The 18,863-nt window shown below is 37.8% G+C and carries 12 protein-coding genes and 1 pseudogene; 8 read left to right on the forward strand and 5 right to left on the reverse strand.

The window, feature by feature from the left end; genetic code table 11:
• Window positions 1-10 precede the first annotated feature (10 nt).
• The 3 genes from H4J52_RS10245 to proB all read right to left on the reverse strand — a co-directional run bounded on the left by H4J52_RS10245 (window position 11) and on the right by proB (window position 4,340).
• Entirely contained in the window at window positions 11-1,567 is a 1,557-nt protein-coding gene (locus H4J52_RS10245; RefSeq protein ID WP_182224604.1) for a cryptochrome/deoxyribodipyrimidine photo-lyase family protein, read from the reverse strand.
• The gene (locus H4J52_RS10250) at window positions 1,560-2,909 is read right to left on the reverse strand and encodes a DASH family cryptochrome (protein WP_182179251.1); all 1,350 of its coding nucleotides are present in this window, start codon (window positions 2,907-2,909) and stop codon (window positions 1,560-1,562) included. The genes H4J52_RS10245 and H4J52_RS10250 overlap by 8 nt, the downstream gene beginning before the upstream one ends.
• A 252-nt stretch (window positions 2,910-3,161) precedes the next feature.
• The gene (gene proB, locus H4J52_RS10255) at window positions 3,162-4,340 is read right to left on the reverse strand and encodes a glutamate 5-kinase (RefSeq protein WP_182172711.1); all 1,179 of its coding nucleotides are present in this window, start codon (window positions 4,338-4,340) and stop codon (window positions 3,162-3,164) included.
• A 380-nt stretch (window positions 4,341-4,720) separates the two neighbouring features.
• Between proB and H4J52_RS10260 the strand changes: the two genes are divergently transcribed.
• The 3 genes from H4J52_RS10260 to H4J52_RS10270 all read left to right on the forward strand — a co-directional run bounded on the left by H4J52_RS10260 (window position 4,721) and on the right by H4J52_RS10270 (window position 7,583).
• Complete coding sequence (locus H4J52_RS10260; protein WP_182179249.1) at window positions 4,721-5,500, forward strand: pyrroline-5-carboxylate reductase; 780 nt, start codon at window positions 4,721-4,723, stop codon at window positions 5,498-5,500.
• Between the two features lie 196 nt (window positions 5,501-5,696).
• Window positions 5,697-6,968 (forward strand): glutamate-5-semialdehyde dehydrogenase, encoded by a 1,272-nt coding sequence (locus tag H4J52_RS10265; RefSeq protein WP_182179247.1) that lies wholly within the window; start codon window positions 5,697-5,699, stop codon window positions 6,966-6,968.
• Between the two features lie 432 nt (window positions 6,969-7,400).
• The gene (locus tag H4J52_RS10270) at window positions 7,401-7,583 is read left to right on the forward strand and encodes an amidohydrolase family protein (RefSeq protein ID WP_310649636.1); all 183 of its coding nucleotides are present in this window, start codon (window positions 7,401-7,403) and stop codon (window positions 7,581-7,583) included.
• Between the two features lie 380 nt (window positions 7,584-7,963).
• On the opposite strand, the gene H4J52_RS10275 is transcribed toward H4J52_RS10270, so the two are convergent.
• The gene (locus H4J52_RS10275; protein ID WP_182224606.1) at window positions 7,964-9,310 is read right to left on the reverse strand and encodes an AarF/ABC1/UbiB kinase family protein; all 1,347 of its coding nucleotides are present in this window, start codon (window positions 9,308-9,310) and stop codon (window positions 7,964-7,966) included.
• A gap of 933 nt (window positions 9,311-10,243) precedes the next feature.
• Here H4J52_RS10275 and H4J52_RS10280 point away from each other — a divergent pair.
• Together H4J52_RS10280 and H4J52_RS10285 are read left to right on the forward strand one after the other, a co-directional pair.
• Window positions 10,244-10,483, forward strand: a complete 240-nt coding sequence (locus tag H4J52_RS10280; RefSeq protein ID WP_182172735.1) for a hypothetical protein — start codon at window positions 10,244-10,246, stop codon at window positions 10,481-10,483.
• A gap of 128 nt (window positions 10,484-10,611) precedes the next feature.
• Entirely contained in the window at window positions 10,612-11,016 is a 405-nt protein-coding gene (locus H4J52_RS10285; RefSeq protein WP_182172738.1) for a hypothetical protein, read from the forward strand.
• Between the two features lie 573 nt (window positions 11,017-11,589).
• On the opposite strand, the gene H4J52_RS10290 is transcribed toward H4J52_RS10285, so the two are convergent.
• Window positions 11,590-11,859, reverse strand: coding sequence for a hypothetical protein (locus tag H4J52_RS10290; protein WP_182172741.1), 270 nt, complete (start codon window positions 11,857-11,859; stop codon window positions 11,590-11,592).
• Window positions 11,860-11,978: 119 nt separating this feature from the next.
• On the opposite strand from H4J52_RS10290, the pseudogene H4J52_RS10295 reads away from it, so the two are divergent.
• The 3 genes and pseudogenes from H4J52_RS10295 to H4J52_RS10305 form a co-directional block, all read left to right on the forward strand.
• Window positions 11,979-13,129, forward strand: a pseudogene (locus H4J52_RS10295) (IS110 family transposase).
• Window positions 13,130-14,195: 1,066 nt separating this feature from the next.
• Entirely contained in the window at window positions 14,196-17,054 is a 2,859-nt protein-coding gene (locus H4J52_RS10300; protein WP_182179243.1) for a sigma 54-interacting transcriptional regulator, read from the forward strand.
• Window positions 17,055-17,323: 269 nt separating this feature from the next.
• On the forward strand, window positions 17,324-18,863 hold a 1,540-nt coding region (locus H4J52_RS10305; protein ID WP_182224607.1), incomplete at its 3' end, for a S8 family peptidase.

Here is an 18,863-nt window from a genome sequence, read left to right on the forward strand (position 1 = left end):
TTATAATTGATTATTCACTTTCTTCAATTTTTAATTGTTGAGGCTTTTTAGCTTTCGCTAATTTTTTATTGCTTCTAACATGTTTAGCTAAAATACGTTGACCTTCTTTTTTAGTGGTAAAACGATTACGAAATCCCCACAGTAGGTCCCGTGCAATCTTTCCTGTTTCATTGATATCAACCATAGGCGATGGATAATCTTCACCTAATTGACATTGATAAAGCTGCTGTTCCATTGGCGAAAGTGCCCAAGGGGTATGAATAACTTCATTGGGCAATTCAATTAATTCTGGCAACCATTTTCTAAGAAATTCACCATCGCAATCTTTCTCTAACGATTGTTTAACCGGATTATAAACCCTAATAATATTCGTACCAGTAACACCTGATTGCATTTGAAATTGTGGGTAATGTATACCTGGTTCGAAATCAAGAAATAATTGTGCTAAATGCGTAACACCTAAACGCCAATCAACCAGCAAATGATGACACAAAAAACTTACCAGCATTGCTCGCATCCGAAAATTTATATAACCCGTTTGTTCTAAACAGCGCATACAAGCATCGACTAATGGATAGCCTGTTTGCGCCATTTTCCATTTATTTAATCGTTCATCAACACTCAGTCCACAATGGATATCAGGATACATTAAGTCATCATAGGCTTTATTGACGGGTCGCCATTGCATTTGGTGTTCACTTTCAAATTTTTGAATAAAATGACAATGCCAATGTAACCGAGAAGCCAACGCATCTATTGGACGTTTCCAACCCCGCTCTGATCTTGTTATCAAAATAGTTTGATAGAACTCTCTTAAACTTATATTGCCCCATGCTAAATAAGGAGACAATCGAGAACAACTTTTACGACTTGCTTGTGGCTTAGATATATCAAAGTGATAGCCTTTACCACGACCCTTTAAGAAGGATTGCAGTGTTCTTTGTGCCCAGACTTCCCCACCTCTAAGCATAAATTCGTCAGGTATTGACCACGCTATAGGTAAAATAGACGCTGGCAATTTATCTATATATTCAACATTAACGAAGGCTGCACAAGATAGTTCAGGCTCAATTAATGATGCCTTCATAACATTGCGCCAGTGCTTATCCCAGTCAATTCTATTCTTCTTGCCTCGAGTTACCGCACCAAACTCACTTTCATGCCAGACTACATCTTGTACTTGGCACCATTTTTCAACAGATTTATCACGTTGATACGTTGACAGTAAACCGACTTCTTCATGACTAAATAATTTGTCTATTTTAAAAGTGTTATTAATTTCATTAAGACCCGCTATTGCATCACCAAAATACACATACACACGCGAATTAAAAATAGCTAACTGTGCATTCAGATCTTCAATTGATTGGGTTACAAATCGCCAATGTCGTTCATCATAATGTGGATCATTAATCAATAAAGGCTCAAAGGCATAATAAAGCAAGGTTATTCCTGATTTAATCGCTTGCGCTAAAGGCTCATGATCACTCAGTCTCAAATCACGCTTAAGCCAAACAATATTAACGCGAGTCTCTACACCAACTTCTTCAATAATATTGTCAGACATTCTGGCTTGTCGTTTGCACAGGCCAGTCTGAAGCATCAACAGAATCTAGTGGCGTCATTTGATTACTTTGCCCTGCCCATTTAGCTTGGTAAAGACCTTCAGGGTCATAAATTACGCATTGTTTTTCAAGATTAAAGTGTCTGCCGCCTCGAGGATCGACACCTACACCTGCGATATATTGCCAATTTCCCCAATTAACCGCAGCATCGTAATCAATTAACTGTTCCTCAAACCATGCAGCGCCATAGCGCCAATCAACACTCAACTCATTAACCAAACAGCTAGCGACAATTTGCCTTGATCGGTTACTTAAATAACCTGTATGTTTTAATTCATTCATACAGGCGTTTACTAAAGGATAAGGTGTATTACCTGAGCACCATTTCTTAAACCGTTCAGGATAAAATGTGGTCAAAGGTAGGTGTTCAGCAAGCCCTTTAAATTTATAGGTGTTTACGCCAACTTTAAAATGTAACCATTGAAAGTACTCACGCCAAAGTAACTCAAAATACAGACATTCTGTTGAACTATTTTTACCGCGTTGCTCTTCGTATTGGATAATCGAACTCATCACTTGTCGAGCAGAAATACAGCCATAATTTAACCAAGCAGATAATTTACTGCTATTTTCCCAGCCATCTAAATTATTTCTAACCTCTTTGTACTTTGAAGGAAGATTTGACGAAAAATAGTACGTGAGATGTGCTAAACCATTTTGTTCACCGCCATCGAAATTATAACCACGCTTAGCTCTTTGATAAGGCATATTAGGTAACCATTGTGGCCTAAAGATAGTGGGAGATGGCATATTTGCAAACATACTCGGCAAGGATTGAGTCGTTGGAACAACCTCTGAAATAGTGACATCAGCCATAACTTTTCTAAACTTAGAGTAACTTGCCGGTAGCTGGTCAAGTGCAAAAGGTAGTGCACGATGTGGAAATAAAGTGAATTGATCAACTTGATTAATTTCTACTTCAGGCAAATGCTGAGCCAGTGTATTAATCAAACTATTTTCGTAAGTCCCCGGCAGACGAGTAGTAATAACATCAGTAATTTGGTGTTTTTCACACAGCGTGGTTAAGCTCGATAGAGTATCGCCGTAAACAATGTAAAGTTGCTGTCCTAACGTTAATAAACTCTGATTAAAATCACTTAAACAGCTTTGTAAAAAATGCCATCGCTTATCACCCAAAGGTTTTGATTGATAGTTATTAGGCTCGAACCATCTTTTGTCTACGACATATACACAAAGTAATTGTTCACTTTTGCTGGCTAAGTTGAGTGCAATATTGTCATTAAGACGAAGATCATTGGTCACCCAGTATAGAGAACGTTTCATAGATAGAATTCAGATGGTTAAAAAAATTATATACGAATACACTCAGCGATTAGATCAACACTATTGAGTGATTATAGGCGAGGCTAGATGATGAAGTGAGGCACTTTATCGCCCACTCAATTATAAAAAGAAGAGATTGTAGACAATAATAGTATAGTCGGTTAGTTGAGGCTAACGTTAAGCGGATAAGAATTATTAACGCGTTTAATAAATAAAAAAACCTCTGCACTGCTACAGAGGTTATTTAATCAGTTAAGCATCTTGAACAGGTTCATCCCAAGAAAGATGATGTTCACTTAATACAACCAAGTTTTCACTATTGATCAAGCGTTGTGAAGCACTATATCCGAGGATATTTTCAACCGTTTCATTTGGACGGCTTGAAATAATTGCTGTTTCATCTGATGAGAAATTACATAAACCACGTGCTATTTCTTCGCCTTTTTCATCATAGACGTGAAGCACATCTGCGCGTTCAAAGGTGCCATGTATTGAAACAACATCATGACAGGTAAATCCTTCGTCACCACCAAATAAGGCATCAGCTACTTCTTGTTTTATCACTAAACTACCGGCCATTTGTAATCGGTCTGTTAACCAGATATTCCATGCTGATGAAGGTGATGAGTGAGCGATACACTTAGTGTGTCTGCGTTCACCGCGCAATATTCCGGTAACAGGATCTTCCATCGTCCCTCTCGAAATTATAGTAGTACAACCAGCATTTTGCGCCATATTAGCGGCTTGTAATTTAGTCAGCATACCACCGGTACCTAAAGAACTGGTACCACTTGCCGCTTCCATATAACTACTAACATCTTCGATAGACTCAACGAAAACCGCGCCTTCTTCTGAAGGGTCTCGGTCATACACGCCATCGATACAGGTAAGAATAAACAAATATTCTGCGCCAATCATCTGAGCAACTTTAGCTGCAAGTCTGTCATTATCACCCACACGAATTTCTTCCGTGGTCACCGTGTCATTTTCATTGACAATAGGCATTACACCTTGTTTTATCAAACGATGAACCGTGTTTTTGATATTTAGAAAGCGACGTCTGTTTTCTAAATCATCTAGGGTAACTAAAACCTGAGCGATATCAAAACCATACTCAAGGGCAATTTGCTTGTAGGCATGCATTAATATCGGTTGTCCACAAGCCGCTGCGGCTTGCTTATCTTGAACACTGGCGTTTTCAATAGTGCAGCCAACCGTATTTAGACCTAATGCTACCGAGCCAGAAGATGTCAATACAACTTCGTAGCCTTGTTCTCGTAACAAAGATATGTCACTTAGCAGACCGTGCATAAAAGCAAAACTAGGCGTTAAATTTTTAACATTTGCTAAGAGACTCGAACCCACTTTAATAACGATACGTGGCTTGCTTCGAGAAGATTTATCAGTTTTTTGTTGTTCAAATGAGGGCAAAATTACTCCGTACTCTGATTAATTAAATTAAATAGCGGCTTGAATCGTTTACAAAATTGATTCAACAAATTGCAGCTATTTCCGTGATATTTTATTGTCGTATTAGAGTTATGCTTACTACTTATAAAGTCAGTTTTATTTGCGAAGGTCGCATTAAAAGTAGTAGATAAAAAATTACTGAAACGTCGGTTAAAAACGTTAGAATTTGACGGCAATCGACAAATGAGTGCAGAGATCATATACTAAAAAACATATTTTTTCAATTGAACTCAAGATCGCCTCTTTGAAAAATATCGTTAAGGACTTTTAAAAGTTCATACTGAACACCGGCAAAACGATCTGCATTTCATTCAATGTAAGCTAAAAAACTCAGGAGTTTCATGTCATTACTTATGATTGGTTGTGGTAAAATGGGCGGCTCATTATTGACTCGTTGGGCAACCTCTGCAAATCACACTATCACTATTATTAATCCTTCATTAGTCAAAGCGCCCCAAGGTGTTATCGTCAAGCAAGCGATTGACGAGTTGTCTGACCAGCGTTTCGACATTATCGTTATTGCGATTAAACCGCAGCTTATTGAACAAATATTACCCTTGTATCGTCGACACCTTGCTGATTCAGGTTGCATTATTTCGATTGCGGCGGGTTATTCAGTAGCTTCAATAGAAAAACTGATTGGTGAGCAGGCCGTTGTGCGAGTGATGCCAAACCTACCCGCTCAAATTGGCCGAAGCGTGAGTGGACTTTACGCAAATTCACGTTGCAGTGATGTTCAAATTGACAACGCTGTTGCGTTAACAGATGCGGTAGGTTATACCCATTTAGCCGCCACTGAAGACGAGCTAGACCGAGTAACTGCAGTTGCAGGAAGTGGGCCTGGTTATGCATTTGAAATAGCACGCTGCTGGATAGAGTCGGCGATAAAACTCGGATTTTCTCCCCAAACCGCTAGAGAGTTGGTGTTAAACACACTCGCTGGTTCAATGGAGTTGGCTTTAACCAATAAAGAAGATATCGAAAATTTACGTAATTCAGTGACCAGTAAAAATGGTACGACAGCTGCTGGGTTAAATGCGCTTATGCAAGATAAAAAATTAGAATCTTTGTTTGAGTCAACCGTTTCATCGGCTTATCAACGAGCAGTAGCCTTGCGCTAATTTTTACCTCGTCAGCAATGACGTGCTCGAACATTTATTGATGAATACTATAGCTATAAATTCTTTAAACTGAACTTTTACTATTGCTTTTGATATTAATATCAGCGATAAAAATAAAAGTCATATCATTCAATTAAGTCATTTGAATTTGATCAAACAGTTTAGTGTTAAATGAACAAGTAAAAGGAAGACATTAATGTCAAATACCCCTAAGAATATTTCTATCGAAACAATGATCACAACCCTTGGTAAACAAGCAAAAGCTGCTGCAAAAGTGCTTGCTTGTGCAACGACTGAACAAAAAAACAAAGCATTAACGATTGCCGCAAATGCGTTACGCGAAAATATGGGTGCATTACTTAAAGCTAACGCGCTTGATGTTTCAAGCGTTAAAAAAGCGGGCAAAGCCGACTCATTTGTAGACCGACTAGAGCTTAACCCAGAAAGAGTTGAAGGTATGGCTGTCGCGTTAGAAGACATTGCCAAATTAGCCGATCCTGTGGGTCGAGTATTAGCCGAATTTGACCGTCCAAATGGTCTTAAAATAACTCGTGTGGCAACACCTATTGGCGTTATTGGAATGATTTATGAATCACGTCCTAATGTTGGCGCAGATGCTGGCGCGTTATGTCTTAAATCAGGTAACACAGTAATTTTACGTGGTGGCTCCGAAAGCCTAAATTCCACACGTATTATTGTTGAGTGTATGGCAACAGGTTTACGTGCAGCAGGCTTACCGGCTAACTGTATACAATTGGTTGACACCGATGATCGTTCTGCCGTTGCCGCTTTACTGCGCTGTGCTGATTATGTTGATTTAGTTATTCCTCGAGGTGGTCGTGGTTTAGTTGAGCTGGTAAGAAACGAGGCTCAAGTACCAACATTGTTGCATTTAGATGGCAATAACCATATTTATGTGGATAAAGATGCCGACGTGGCAAAAGCATTAAGCATTATTAAAAATGCTAAATTACGTAGAACCGGTGTCTGTGGTGCCACTGAAAGTTTAGTGTTAGACCAAGCAATAGCGACAGAATTTTTACCACAACTCGTTGATACATTAGAGGGGTGTGAAATTCGTGGCGATATTGCCGCTCAAGCCTGTGATCCTCGTATTAATGCCGCGACTGATGTAGATTGGGATACTGAATACCTTGACGCCATTATATCGGTTAAAATAGTACAGAGCCTAGATGAGGCACTTAATTTTATTGAAGAGCATTCATCTAAACACACCGATGCTATTATCACCGAGAATGACAATACTGCGGAAACTTTTATGCGCTCTGTTGATTCTGCAGTAGTGATGCATAACGCTTCAACTCAGTTTGCTGATGGTGGGGAATTTGGCATGGGCGCTGAAATTGGTATTGCTACTGGTAAAGTTCATGCACGTGGACCGGTTGGTTTAGAACAACTGACCATCTTTAAATATCGTGTCGCAGGTCAAGGGCAAACTCGCCCTTAAGCGCTTTTGTACTGAACACTACAGCGAATAAAAGTGCAGTTTGCATTAGTTAAAACTGTATTTAGTTAACACTTTTTTTGCTGATAATAATAGGCCTCTGACATAGTGTTAGGGGCTAACTATTTAGATTGAGATTAGACCCCCTTCACGCGTACACCACTCGTAAACCTTTCGTTTACAAATGTAGTTGGCTGATAAATTGTAGATAAGTTGTATACGTAATGATTAGGATCAGATATATAATAATACATACTCGTCTGATATTTATTAAATATTGTCGTAAACCCATGATTTAAAAATTAAAAAACTCAAACCTTTTATAACCCTATAGGTGTTAAAGATGTGCTAATTGCTGGTGTAAAAATCGCTGATATTTTTGATATATCCGATAATGCTCTCCACAGCATCCCTGATAATTAGCTGGTAGAAATCATCGATTTAAATGGCCCTTACCTAGTGCCAGGTTTCATTGACAGTCATGCTCATATTACCGGTAGCAAAGCAGGTTTTTCAACACAGATTCCACCGGTTTCTCTTTCAAAATTAACCCAAGTGGGTGTGACAACCGTTGTTGGACTTTTAGGCACAGATATCTATCGCAAATACCTGAGATAATGTTAATAATCACTTTTCAATCCATGTGTGTCGATGTTCCAAACTGGCACCCGTATCCTTGCCTACACCACACAAAAAAGCCTTACGTACCGTACCACTGCAAATGTGATAATAGGTGTATCCAATAAACTAATTTGTTGTGAGCGAGTCTTATACATAACAATCACCCGGCTGAATAAAGATAACTTAAGTCTAGTGTAATGAAAAAAATGCATCAGTTATTATGGCTGGCCTATTAAGAAGAAGTGCCTTGTTAAAATAATTACCCAGTAACTATACTAGTTAACTTACTCCTTTAGTCAGATTAGCAAAGAGATTAATAATTTAAAGTATTTTAAAAAGACTAAAACAGCAGCTTCTGTTTTGAAAAGTCGATTGTGTTAGGTTTCATCGTTTGATTGCTTTGCGCTTTCCAGTAAATAAGGAGCAAGAGCGCTTTTAAAATCGAGTGTCGCACCTAACTTATTGGCTAGCAATATCATACCAGTAATTTTTCGATTGACTAATGCAACTTCAAATATCGGAGATGCTATCGCTGTTTTATCGGTAATTAATGGCATACTAACCTCTCTAATTCGCTTAATCAGTTGCTGTTTTTTTAAGTTGTAGCCCATATTACTTTGTAAGCAATAACTGGCTTCAAAACAAGTCTTTAGCACCGTATCTATTGCAGTATCACTCATATTATTGTCAACTAAACCAAGCGAATACAGCGCTAAACGCATGTCGTTATTATCTTGACGCTGCATAGCATCAGCCATAGCAAGATAATGTACTGAAGTATGTTGAGAAAGCTGCCGGCAAGCTCCAAAATCAAGTAACACTATTTTTTGTGTGTCGCTCTGATACAAGAAATTAGCAAAGTTGGGGTCACTTTGCATAAGTTTATGCGTAAATAGCTCTTGATAAGTTAAATCCATTAATTGGCTACAGACTAAATCCACAATACCAGCACTCATCGTACTAATATCAGTGATGGGAGAACCTTCGATATATTCCATCGTCAGTATATTTTCATCCGTTAGCTCGTCAACAACAAAGGGCACAATAAAGCGAGGGTCGTTAGACAGCTTTTTACGATAAGTGTTAAGAAATTCCGCCTCCTGCAAATAATTAGCTTCAGCTTTAAGCTGGGCTTTTGCTTCAGCAAGCACGCTAGTCAAATCAATATGTTTAGGTAAAACACCACTGAGTTTTAGTAAATTCATGACGTTATCAATATCACTGTCAATGCTTTCTCTAACACCCGGGTACTGGACCTTAATCGCCAACTGACGACCATCCTTTAGTGTTGCCCGATGAACCTGACCGATACTTGCCGATGCGATGGGGGTAAATGAAAAAGAACTAAATTGTTGATGCCAATCTTTAGACCAAGACGCAACCAAGGTTTTCAGTAGTTGCGCCTTAGGCATAGGATCAGCTTCTTGGCGCAATCGTGAAAGAATAGGTTCCCATTCGATAGGCAGTAATTCACCGGCATCCATGGAGAGTAGTTGACCAAGTTTCATCGCTGCGCCACGCATATGTGCTAAACGCTTGGTGATAGATATAGCGTTGTCGATATTACGTAAGGACTCAGTTAATGATGGACGCTGACCACTGAGCATTTGTTTTGTCGCACCTTTAACAATATTGCCGGCAACCGCTGAGGCCAAACCACCCAATTTAGCGAGACGAGCAATTCTTCCAGAAGGTACTTTCCGCTCTTTACGTTTTTCTGTCATCGCAAAATGGCTTCGTTGGGCATGTTAACTATTACCTTAGTGGTGTTTAATCTAACCTCCCTGCTATTTATAGCAAGCGTTGAGGGACAAGAATAAGATTAACAAAGATTAAGCCAACAACCAATGACATTAGAATCAAAAAAGACAGGTTACTTCAACACGTTCAATTACTACCTTATTTATAGGTATTCATATATTTCGAAGACTAAAATGAGATGTAAGTTAAAGAACATAGAAAGCCCTTAAGTTCCCTGTAGCTTACTCTATAAAATTATTTGGAATTGCACAGATTGATATGAAAGGATTTTAGAAAACTGCTTGCTTCCATTAACGAAAACAAGCAGTTACTAAAATTTGTGAGCTAACACTATAAGTCAGCTCTTGGTATGGAATTAAGGCTATGATTTAATTGCATTTAATAACTTAGCGCATTTATAAAGATAACAGATTTGTACTTCGATCTCGCCTTCAGAACGAGATAGTACTAACCGTCACTATTGCACACTGCTGACCTGATTTAGTCCTCAAAACTAGGTAAGTTTATGTTCACTAATATACGAATATAGTCCTTTTGGTCTGAATAAACCTATAATTAGGGTGTTCAGATCATGTGCCTATTTCATACGAATATTGATACGATATCATTTTGATGGTCACCGCTTTACTTTCGATGTCATAGGTACGCCCTAGCTTTAAAACGAATACTCAGGGCTTGCTTAAACTACTTATTATATTGCTTTCGAAGAGTTTGGGAACACATGTATATATGAAACAAGAGATTGGCATGACTTCACATTTAAGTAAGACTAACTACAAGGTATTTGTTGGTATTGATTGAGCAAATGACAAATACGATATTTACATTTAGGATCCACTCACAGGTAAACGTAAGTTTCTGTTATTAAGCATGAAGTAAATGAAATTGATAAATGGGTGAAAGGGCTTCATAAAAGATTTGGTTCACCTATTGCCGTTGAGTTAAGAAGAGGGCCTATCGTTTATGCCCTACAGCAATATGATTTTCTTGTAATTGTTCCAATAAACCCAACAACACTTGCAAAATACCGAACAGCTTTTAAAACCAGTAAAGCTAAAAATGCTCCCACTGATGCTGAGTTTGCATTAGAGCTTATGCTTCGTTACCCAAATCATTTTCCTCCTGTAAACCAGTAAAGCATCAACATGCGTAAACTGTTTTTTTTAGTGGAGCATAGGAGAAAGGTAGTAGATGATAAACAACGAGTGGTTAATCAGATGATTAATGCAATCAAACAGGATTATCCTCAGGCGAATGAATGGTTTTGCAAAAAAGACACACATATTTTTTGTGCTTTTATTACTTGATGACCAACCATTCAACAAGCTACAAAGCCCATAAATCTACCTTAACAAAGTTTTTCAATGATCATGGTATTCATAACACTGCCATTGTTGATAATCGACTGTCACTGATAAAAAAAACCAATCCTCTCGCGGATGACAAAGCCATAATTGACAGTCATTCAATGTTAGTGGTTTCCTATGTTGAACGCATTGTCAACTCAATGAAGTGCATTCAAGAGTATAATAAAGCGATAACAGAACTAATGAAAAAACTTCCTGTCGCTCCTATTTTCAATAGTTTACCTGGCGCAGGTGCTGCCTTGTCCTCGCGGTTACTTGCTGCATTCGAAGAGCAGAGAGATAGGTTTAAATCAGCCAACTAAGTGCAACAATACGCAGGTATTGCGCCTATAACAGAAAGAAGTGGCTAAAAGTCTTGGGTTCATTGGCGCTGGCAATACTCAACATTTTTACGACAAAAATTTATAAAATGGGCAAGTCATTCTCGCCTAAAATATTACTGGGCTAATTTGTATTATCTACAACAAAGAGAGAGAAGTAGTTCTCACCAAGCAGCTCTTCAAACACTAGCATTCAAATGGATTAGGATTGTGTAGAAGTGCTGGCAAGATGCAAAACCTTATAATAACTCACTATATTTACGGGTTTTAAAATATAGGGGTTCTCCATTGATTTCAGGTTAAATTTAACTTGATATCAGGCTCAGGGCGGGAAGTAAGTTAGAAACTATAAATCATACCGTACCACCAATTATGGGAAATTATGAGTTATAACGCCACATTAAGAGGAAAATAATAGTTGGCTAAAATAAGCGACGAATGCGCAAATAATCAACTGTTATTTGTCCTGCTTGAATGGCTATTAAGTATTGGCTTACCTAAATACTGACTCACACCACATAAGACAATTATCGTAGCTATAAGCTTGTTAGGCCATTAATGGCTCTTTACACGAGCGACAATTAAGCCCTGATTGTTTAATTTGATGAGCATGAAACTTGTTAATACGATTATATTACCAAATATAAATGCAAAGAGAATGATTAAATAAAGCCACACCCAATCTTCAGGTAACAAATCCCAGACACTAACAACAAAATAATTTGCGAAAATTAATAAAATAAAGACAGTACTATAAATCCAATCATTCCTTTTGAAACGCTCCTCAAACTCTTTACGCCTTTTAATAAAGTCCTGTTTACGCATACTACTCCTAAAACACACAGATACAGTGACTCCCCAAGAGGCACGAGCCTCTGAACGTGGGTTAGTTTTACAAACCAGAGCTATAAAATATGTGTCAACATTATCAAACAGGGGCTAGCATAATAAAACACAACATACTTTTTATTGGCTTAGATACCCATAAAACATCCACGGATGTCGCATATATCCAAGACCAGCGTGGCGCTAAATCAACACATCTTGGTAAAATATTCAGTAATAAAGCCGCTTTTAAATAACTAGCGTGACAATTACAATCAAAATACCCAGATGCCACACTTAATTTTGTTTACGAAACAGATCCTTGTCGCTATTGGATTTACCGTTTACTGACCAGATTTAATCATTGCTGTTATGGTATCGCTCCTTCGCTTTCCCCTAAAAAAACCAGGAGAGAAAATAAAAATCGATAAGCGTGATGCCCTTAACCTCGCTAAATTACTTAAATCTCAAGACTTACCCCCTATCTATGTCCCTGAGCCCAAAGATGAAACCGTTCGCGATTTATCACACGCCCGTAAAACCAGCATCAAAGATTTAAAAGATGCAAAATACCAACTAAAAGCTTTGCTGTTACGAACAACATCAACAGCAAAGTAAAAGATAACTGGTCATTACAGCACTTACCTTGGCAGGGATGAATTAGTACGACCTCATCCCTGCCAAGGTAAGTGTTTTACAAGAAGCCGTTTCAACTATTACCGAAAGGTTAAAACATTTAAAACGTTGGATTATGAATTAACCCATCAAATGAAGCGTTGGCGGTTTTATCCGGTAGTCAAAGCGATACAGGTTATGCGTGGGGATAGATTATTAGTCGCAACTGGCGTTATTGCTCAATTAGGCGATTTATCACGGTTCGACCACCCCAGAAAATTAATGAGCTACCTTGGTCTGATACCAAGTGAACATTCAAGTGGTGCAAAAAATCACTTAGGGGCTATGACCAAATGCGGTAATAGCCATACAAGACGACTACTGGTCAAAAGTGCACATTCGTACAAACAAAACGTCAATGTATCAAAAGAAATGTGACTTAGGCAGGAAGGCTTAAACAAAGAAATTGTTGGTATGCTATGGCAGCACAAATGAGGTTATGCAGACGATACAATCGTTTGATGTAAAAGGCAAACACCGTGATGTCGTCACGGCTATTGCTAAAGAAATGAACGCTTATATTGGGGCTATTTCTCGAAAGGTCGTACTACCAAAAATTGACGTAAATCTTCGACTATCAATAGTGCCCACATGAGTCATTTTATAAGAAAAAGTGTTGAGTTAGCGCATGGGTTCAAGCATCGGGTGTGGCACAATCACCGACGGTGTTGGAACGGCAATAACCTAATGGTTATTGAACCAAAAACGTAGACTGAAGACAGGTGCCACAACGAAATGAGTAAGGTAGACCCTGCTAATTAACAAGTTAGTGATCCACAAATATCGGCATGATAAACGACGAAATTACTTGTTTCATTCTATGCGTTAACTCACTCAATTAAAAAAGTGAATAAAAGGTCCTTAAATTAATGAACAAGGATCAGTGTATTTAACTTAACGTGAAAAGTCATACCAAAGCCCCATTAAGAAGCTTTTAATTGTTGGCTAAAATGTAAAGTGAAGCGGAATCTAGCCAACTGTCATTTGTTAAATATCATTAGCATGTGGGGTCTTTATATAACTTATTATTCCATATCAACAGGTTAACATTCAACAAGTGTAACTTAGGCTAGGTCAATGATGCAGACGATCTCTTCATGCTACTGATACACAGTTCTAATGAAATAATTTTTATAAATTACGGATGTTTAACTTGCAGCCACTGCAAAAAATAATTATACAACGAAAACTAATTTGCCTTATGATAAAGATAAGCACAAAGAAATAATATCAATGCTAAAATATGTGGCTAAACCTTTTTTCCATTGACATCCTGTATGCATAAAGTTGAGAATGCAATTAAAGACGGTATGATGGATAGATTTGGTGAAGGCTCTCGGCTTGGTACATGAAGGAGAGGTAAGACAATTTCATTGAATTCCTTTTCAGTCAAATCGGTCGGTATGATATTCCAGATGGGCTTTTTCGGATTTTCAGCCATCAATACTATTGTCTATTATGAAAAATGGGTAGTTTATCTAAAAAACGTTATATAAAGGCCTTTAAGATAAATTCACTGCTCTGCAGAAACCCGCTATGAGTTGATAGTAATCTATTAAAATGAGTTGAAATTTGAGTTGATATTGCAGCCTAAAGAATTAATTAACCTCTACTTGCAAATGATTAGAGAATTTTGCCAGACAGTAAACGCAGTACTTTATTTGCCTGCACTAACTGAACATAGAAATAGTGAAATTCTTATTGAGTTAAATCCCAAACTTGCTATTTATCCATTATCCACCCCACAAGATGCACATCAGTTTATTCAAGTACAGGAAAATTTAAGATCAGAGAGAAATACGACCAATGAACTTTTTGTTAATGTAACTCCAAAAAACGATAATTATTTTAAAATATTTAGAATAGACCTAAACAAAGCCACTGAGATATCACTAAAAAATTCAGGTGATCTACAACTAAAAACAAACCCTATTAAAATAAAAAATTATTGTTGGTTAGGGCTACGTTATGAAAATAACGAACAACTTAATATGTTTTCTGAAAATCATCTACCAACAAGTCTATACAAAATGCTACTGGCTTTTGCTGGCTCCTTATCAACGTATTGTCAGCAATGGCAGTCAAGTCTTTTAGACCCGTTAACGCAATTATTTACTCGTAATGAGTTAAAAATACAAATAGCGAAATTACAAAAAAGGAAACAAAAATTTGTCGTTATCCTAATTAATCCTAATGACTTTAAACAAATCAATAAGCAATATGGACGTAAAGCTGGAGATAGTATTCTTATTGAAATAGCCAATAGGTTAAAAATTAGCTTTGCTGAACATACGCTTATAAGCCGTTATGGTGCAGCACAATTTGCTGTTGTGTTACCTTTTTTTGCCACGGAGAGGAATGACGATTTGGCACAATGCCAAAAATATACGGAACAATTAACAATAAATCTATCACAGGCTAACTTTTTAAATAACACCTGCTCAATTGCATTCAACTTTGGCCTGAGCCTTAATTTAAATACTATGTCAACAGATATAACATTGCAAACGTTACTGTTACGAGCAGAGCAAGCACTGGACGTTGCAAAACTTAAAGGTCAAAATATATCGGTAGTATGGCATAAAGCGCTTGTTAGCCAATGTAAAGAAAAAGTAGACAAATTACAGGGGATTTTTACCACCTCTGAAAGTAAAGATTATCGGAATATGTTGTTACTATGGGATGTCATGTCAATGGTCTCTGTGGCTACTGAGCAGAAAGTACTGGCAACAAATTTTATTGAAAGACTATTAGCTACTTTCGCTGTTAAAAATATTTACCTTTTCCTTGAGGCGTCAAATGACAACGCCGCTTTAATTATTGGGCGGCAAGCACAAAAACAAAGTAAAGTTGATTTGTTACCTTCACACAGCATTACGGAACCACAGCTAGCCTTAGTTGATAAATGTAGAAGTAAAATATCCAATGTCGAAATCGTATTTGACGAAAATAATCAAAGTTCACCATTATACGCATATGCTTTTCCATTCATTGCTCAGGGTAGCTATATAGGTTGTTTATATGTCGATGGTTCCGAAGACAGTTTATTGATTAATATTGGTGAAGTTTTACTCTTAGATGCTTTAACCAGTCAGTTGAGTGCTGCTTTTGAGCGACTTTTTCTACAAACAACACTTAAGCGTAATCAAGAACTTGAACAGTTACGTCTGCAGCAAGAGTTAAAAGAGTTACGTTCGGCAATACAGTTTTCTAATCTGGTTTATTGCTCTATACAGATGGAAGCACTGGTCAATAAAATACAAAAAGTTGCGGTAACCGATGCGACAGTACTCATTGTTGGAGAAACAGGCACAGGGAAAGAATTACTCACTCATACGTTACATAAACTTAGCTCAAGAGCCGACAAACCTTTTGTGTTGATAGATTGTGGGGCGATTCCTGATGCTTTAATTGAAAGTGAGTTGTTCGGTCATGTAAAGGGAGCGTTTACAGGTGCGGAACAGCGGAATTTAGGGCGTATTATAGATGCCATTGGCGGTACCTTAGTGCTTGATGAAATCGGGGAAATACCACTAGATGTTCAAAGTAAGTTATTGCGCTTCGTTCAGGAAAAGCAAATAACCCCTATTGGTGGAGGTAAGACCCAAGTCCTTGATGTCAGAATTATAGCCGCGACCAATCGTAATTTAGCTAAAGAGGTTAGTGCAGGTCGATTTAGAGCCGATCTGTATTATCGACTCAATGCTGTTGAGATTCACGTGCCACCATTGCGAGAAAGATCGCAAGATATTTTATACTTGATCAAACATTTTATGACTAAGTTCAGTGTACAATATCATAAAGAAAAGTTGCAATTGAGCCCGTCAGCCGCCACAGCGGCATTATCTTATCATTGGCCTGGAAATGTACGAGAATTACAGCATAAAGTCATGCAGGCAGTAATTTTCAGTGAAGGAAATATACTATCTCCACATAACTTAGCGTTAGATATTGACGGCATTAATCCCCCAAAAACTCATCATAATTATGTGAATACTATGATTGATCAAAATATGGATACTTCTCATATTAAAGTCAGCAGTGAAAAAGGTAATATAATGACAGAGCAATTGAGTGATACAATTTCAATTCATACGCTATGGCAGCAACTTGAGCAGCAGCTCTCGCAGCAAATAAGTGCCATTACTGAAAATACTCCTATAGTGCCAATTCCGCTAGGTAGCTGGCTGAATGATGATCTGATTCTTATCGCGTATCAAGTTTCTAATCATATTTCGCGCCAAGCGGCATCATTACTTAGTATCCCTGAAAGTACTTTTCGTCGGAAATTACAAAAAGCAGAAAATAAAAAGCAAGCAGGCTTAGCGCCTCGTCCAAAAAATTGGTCTGAACTCACATCTTTACTGACGCAACTTATTAAACTTGATATCGATATGATTAAAAAGAGTAAGATACAATTACTGAGTCAAATAAAACTCAGAATCCCTGATAATGTTAGTTTAACAGCCCAGCTTATGGCGGTAAGTGAACCTACGTTACGAAAGTTAGTCTCAAGCTAGCAAATATCAATTAAAGCAAAAAAGTAATAATCATTAAAATTATGGCGCGCCGAATATTTAATTTTTGTGCGCCATTTTTTTTGTTTATAATTAAATTATGGCGCACCACGTTGTAAGTATTATTACTGCAAAACCTTAACCATATGATAATATTGATTTAAAATAAATTGGCGCAATCATTGCTGTTCATAAATCTTTTAACAAGTAATGTGCATTTTCTTTGGTACATTTCCTCAAATAAAACATGGTCAGTAACTAGGATGGTATTTATGACATTTAGCAGAAAACAAGCAATATTATTAATAGGGATTTTATCTCTTATCTTTACAACCGTTTTGTGGATGACAGCTAAAGCGCCAACACAAAGTTTTATCGTTCAAGGGAAAGATATCCAATCAGTTACCCGTTTAATTGAACGTGTCGGTGGCCAAATTACTCATACATTACCTATCATCAAAGCTATTGGAGTCAATCTTACAAAGCAACAAAGAAAAACCTTACAAGGCTATGCTAATATTCGCGCTATCTATCAAAATCGCACCATTGAAAATGATGATTTGAAAGGAGATGATTCTGGCGATTTAAATCCTGATTTAAATTATGCCGCAAGAGTTGAAGCAGATCGCCTTCATGACAGCAATATCAATGGCAGTGGAATTACGATTGCATTTATTGATACGGGGATTGATAAAAAGTTAAAAAATATAGCAGAAAATATCACCTCAGATATACGATTATTAGTGCAATTTGATGCGATCAAAAACGAGGTAGATAATGCTTCATCTGATCAAAGTGGCCATGGTAGTCATGTGGCGAGTATTGCTACTAGCAGCGAGCGGCAAAAAGATGAAGAAAACTACACAGGGATAGCACCAAATGCCAATATTGTCAGTGTAAAAGCATTTGATGATCAAGGTAAAGGTCGTTATTTAGATGTGATTAGAGCATTAGACTGGGTAGTTAGCAATAAGGATACTCACAATATTCGTGTATTAAATTTATCATTTAGTGCAGAACCACAATCATTGTATTGGGACGATCCAATTAACCAAGCCGTGATGGTTGCATGGCAGTCAGGTATTGTGGTTGTTGCTTCTGCTGGAAATAGAGGGCCAGAAGCCATGACAATCGGCGTGCCTGGTAATGTACCTTATATCATCACGGTTGGGGCAATGAGCAATAATAAAACCAGCTTGATCACTGATGATATTCTTACCGGATTTTCTTCATCAGGGCCAACCATTGAGGGGTTTGTTAAACCAGAGATTGTTGCGCCAGGTTCTCGTTTATTAGGCTTAATGAAAGAAGAAACAGTAATAGGTAAAGCGCATGACGATTTCTTTTCTAGTAAAAATCATTTTGCGATGTCAGGCACTTCGCAAGCAACAGCAGTAGTAACAGGTGCTATTGCGTTAATATTACAACAAGATCCCTCATTAACACCGGACATGATTAAATGTAAATTAATGGCAACAGCACAACCTGCGTTATCATCTGAAGGAAAGTTAGCCTATAGTATATTTCAACAAGGGGCAGGAATGATTAATGCTTATGAAGCTGCCTATAGTACCAAAACAGATTGTGCAAATAGTATGCTTGATATTGAGATGGATATTCAAGGAGAGCAGCATTATGCTGGGCCAGCTCGACGCGACCAAGCGGGTAACTACTACATTGAAGGCACTAATGAGTATACCTGGGATGGTGGTTACGCCTCTGAAAGTGGTTATATGTGGCGAGATGGTTATATGTGGCGCGATGGTTATATGTGGCGAGATGGTTATATGTGGCGTGATGGTTACATGTGGC

The sequence above is a fragment of the Colwellia sp. MB02u-14 genome (assembly GCF_014076915.1).
In the GTDB taxonomy this organism is placed as follows: Bacteria; Pseudomonadota; Gammaproteobacteria; order Enterobacterales; family Alteromonadaceae; genus Colwellia_A.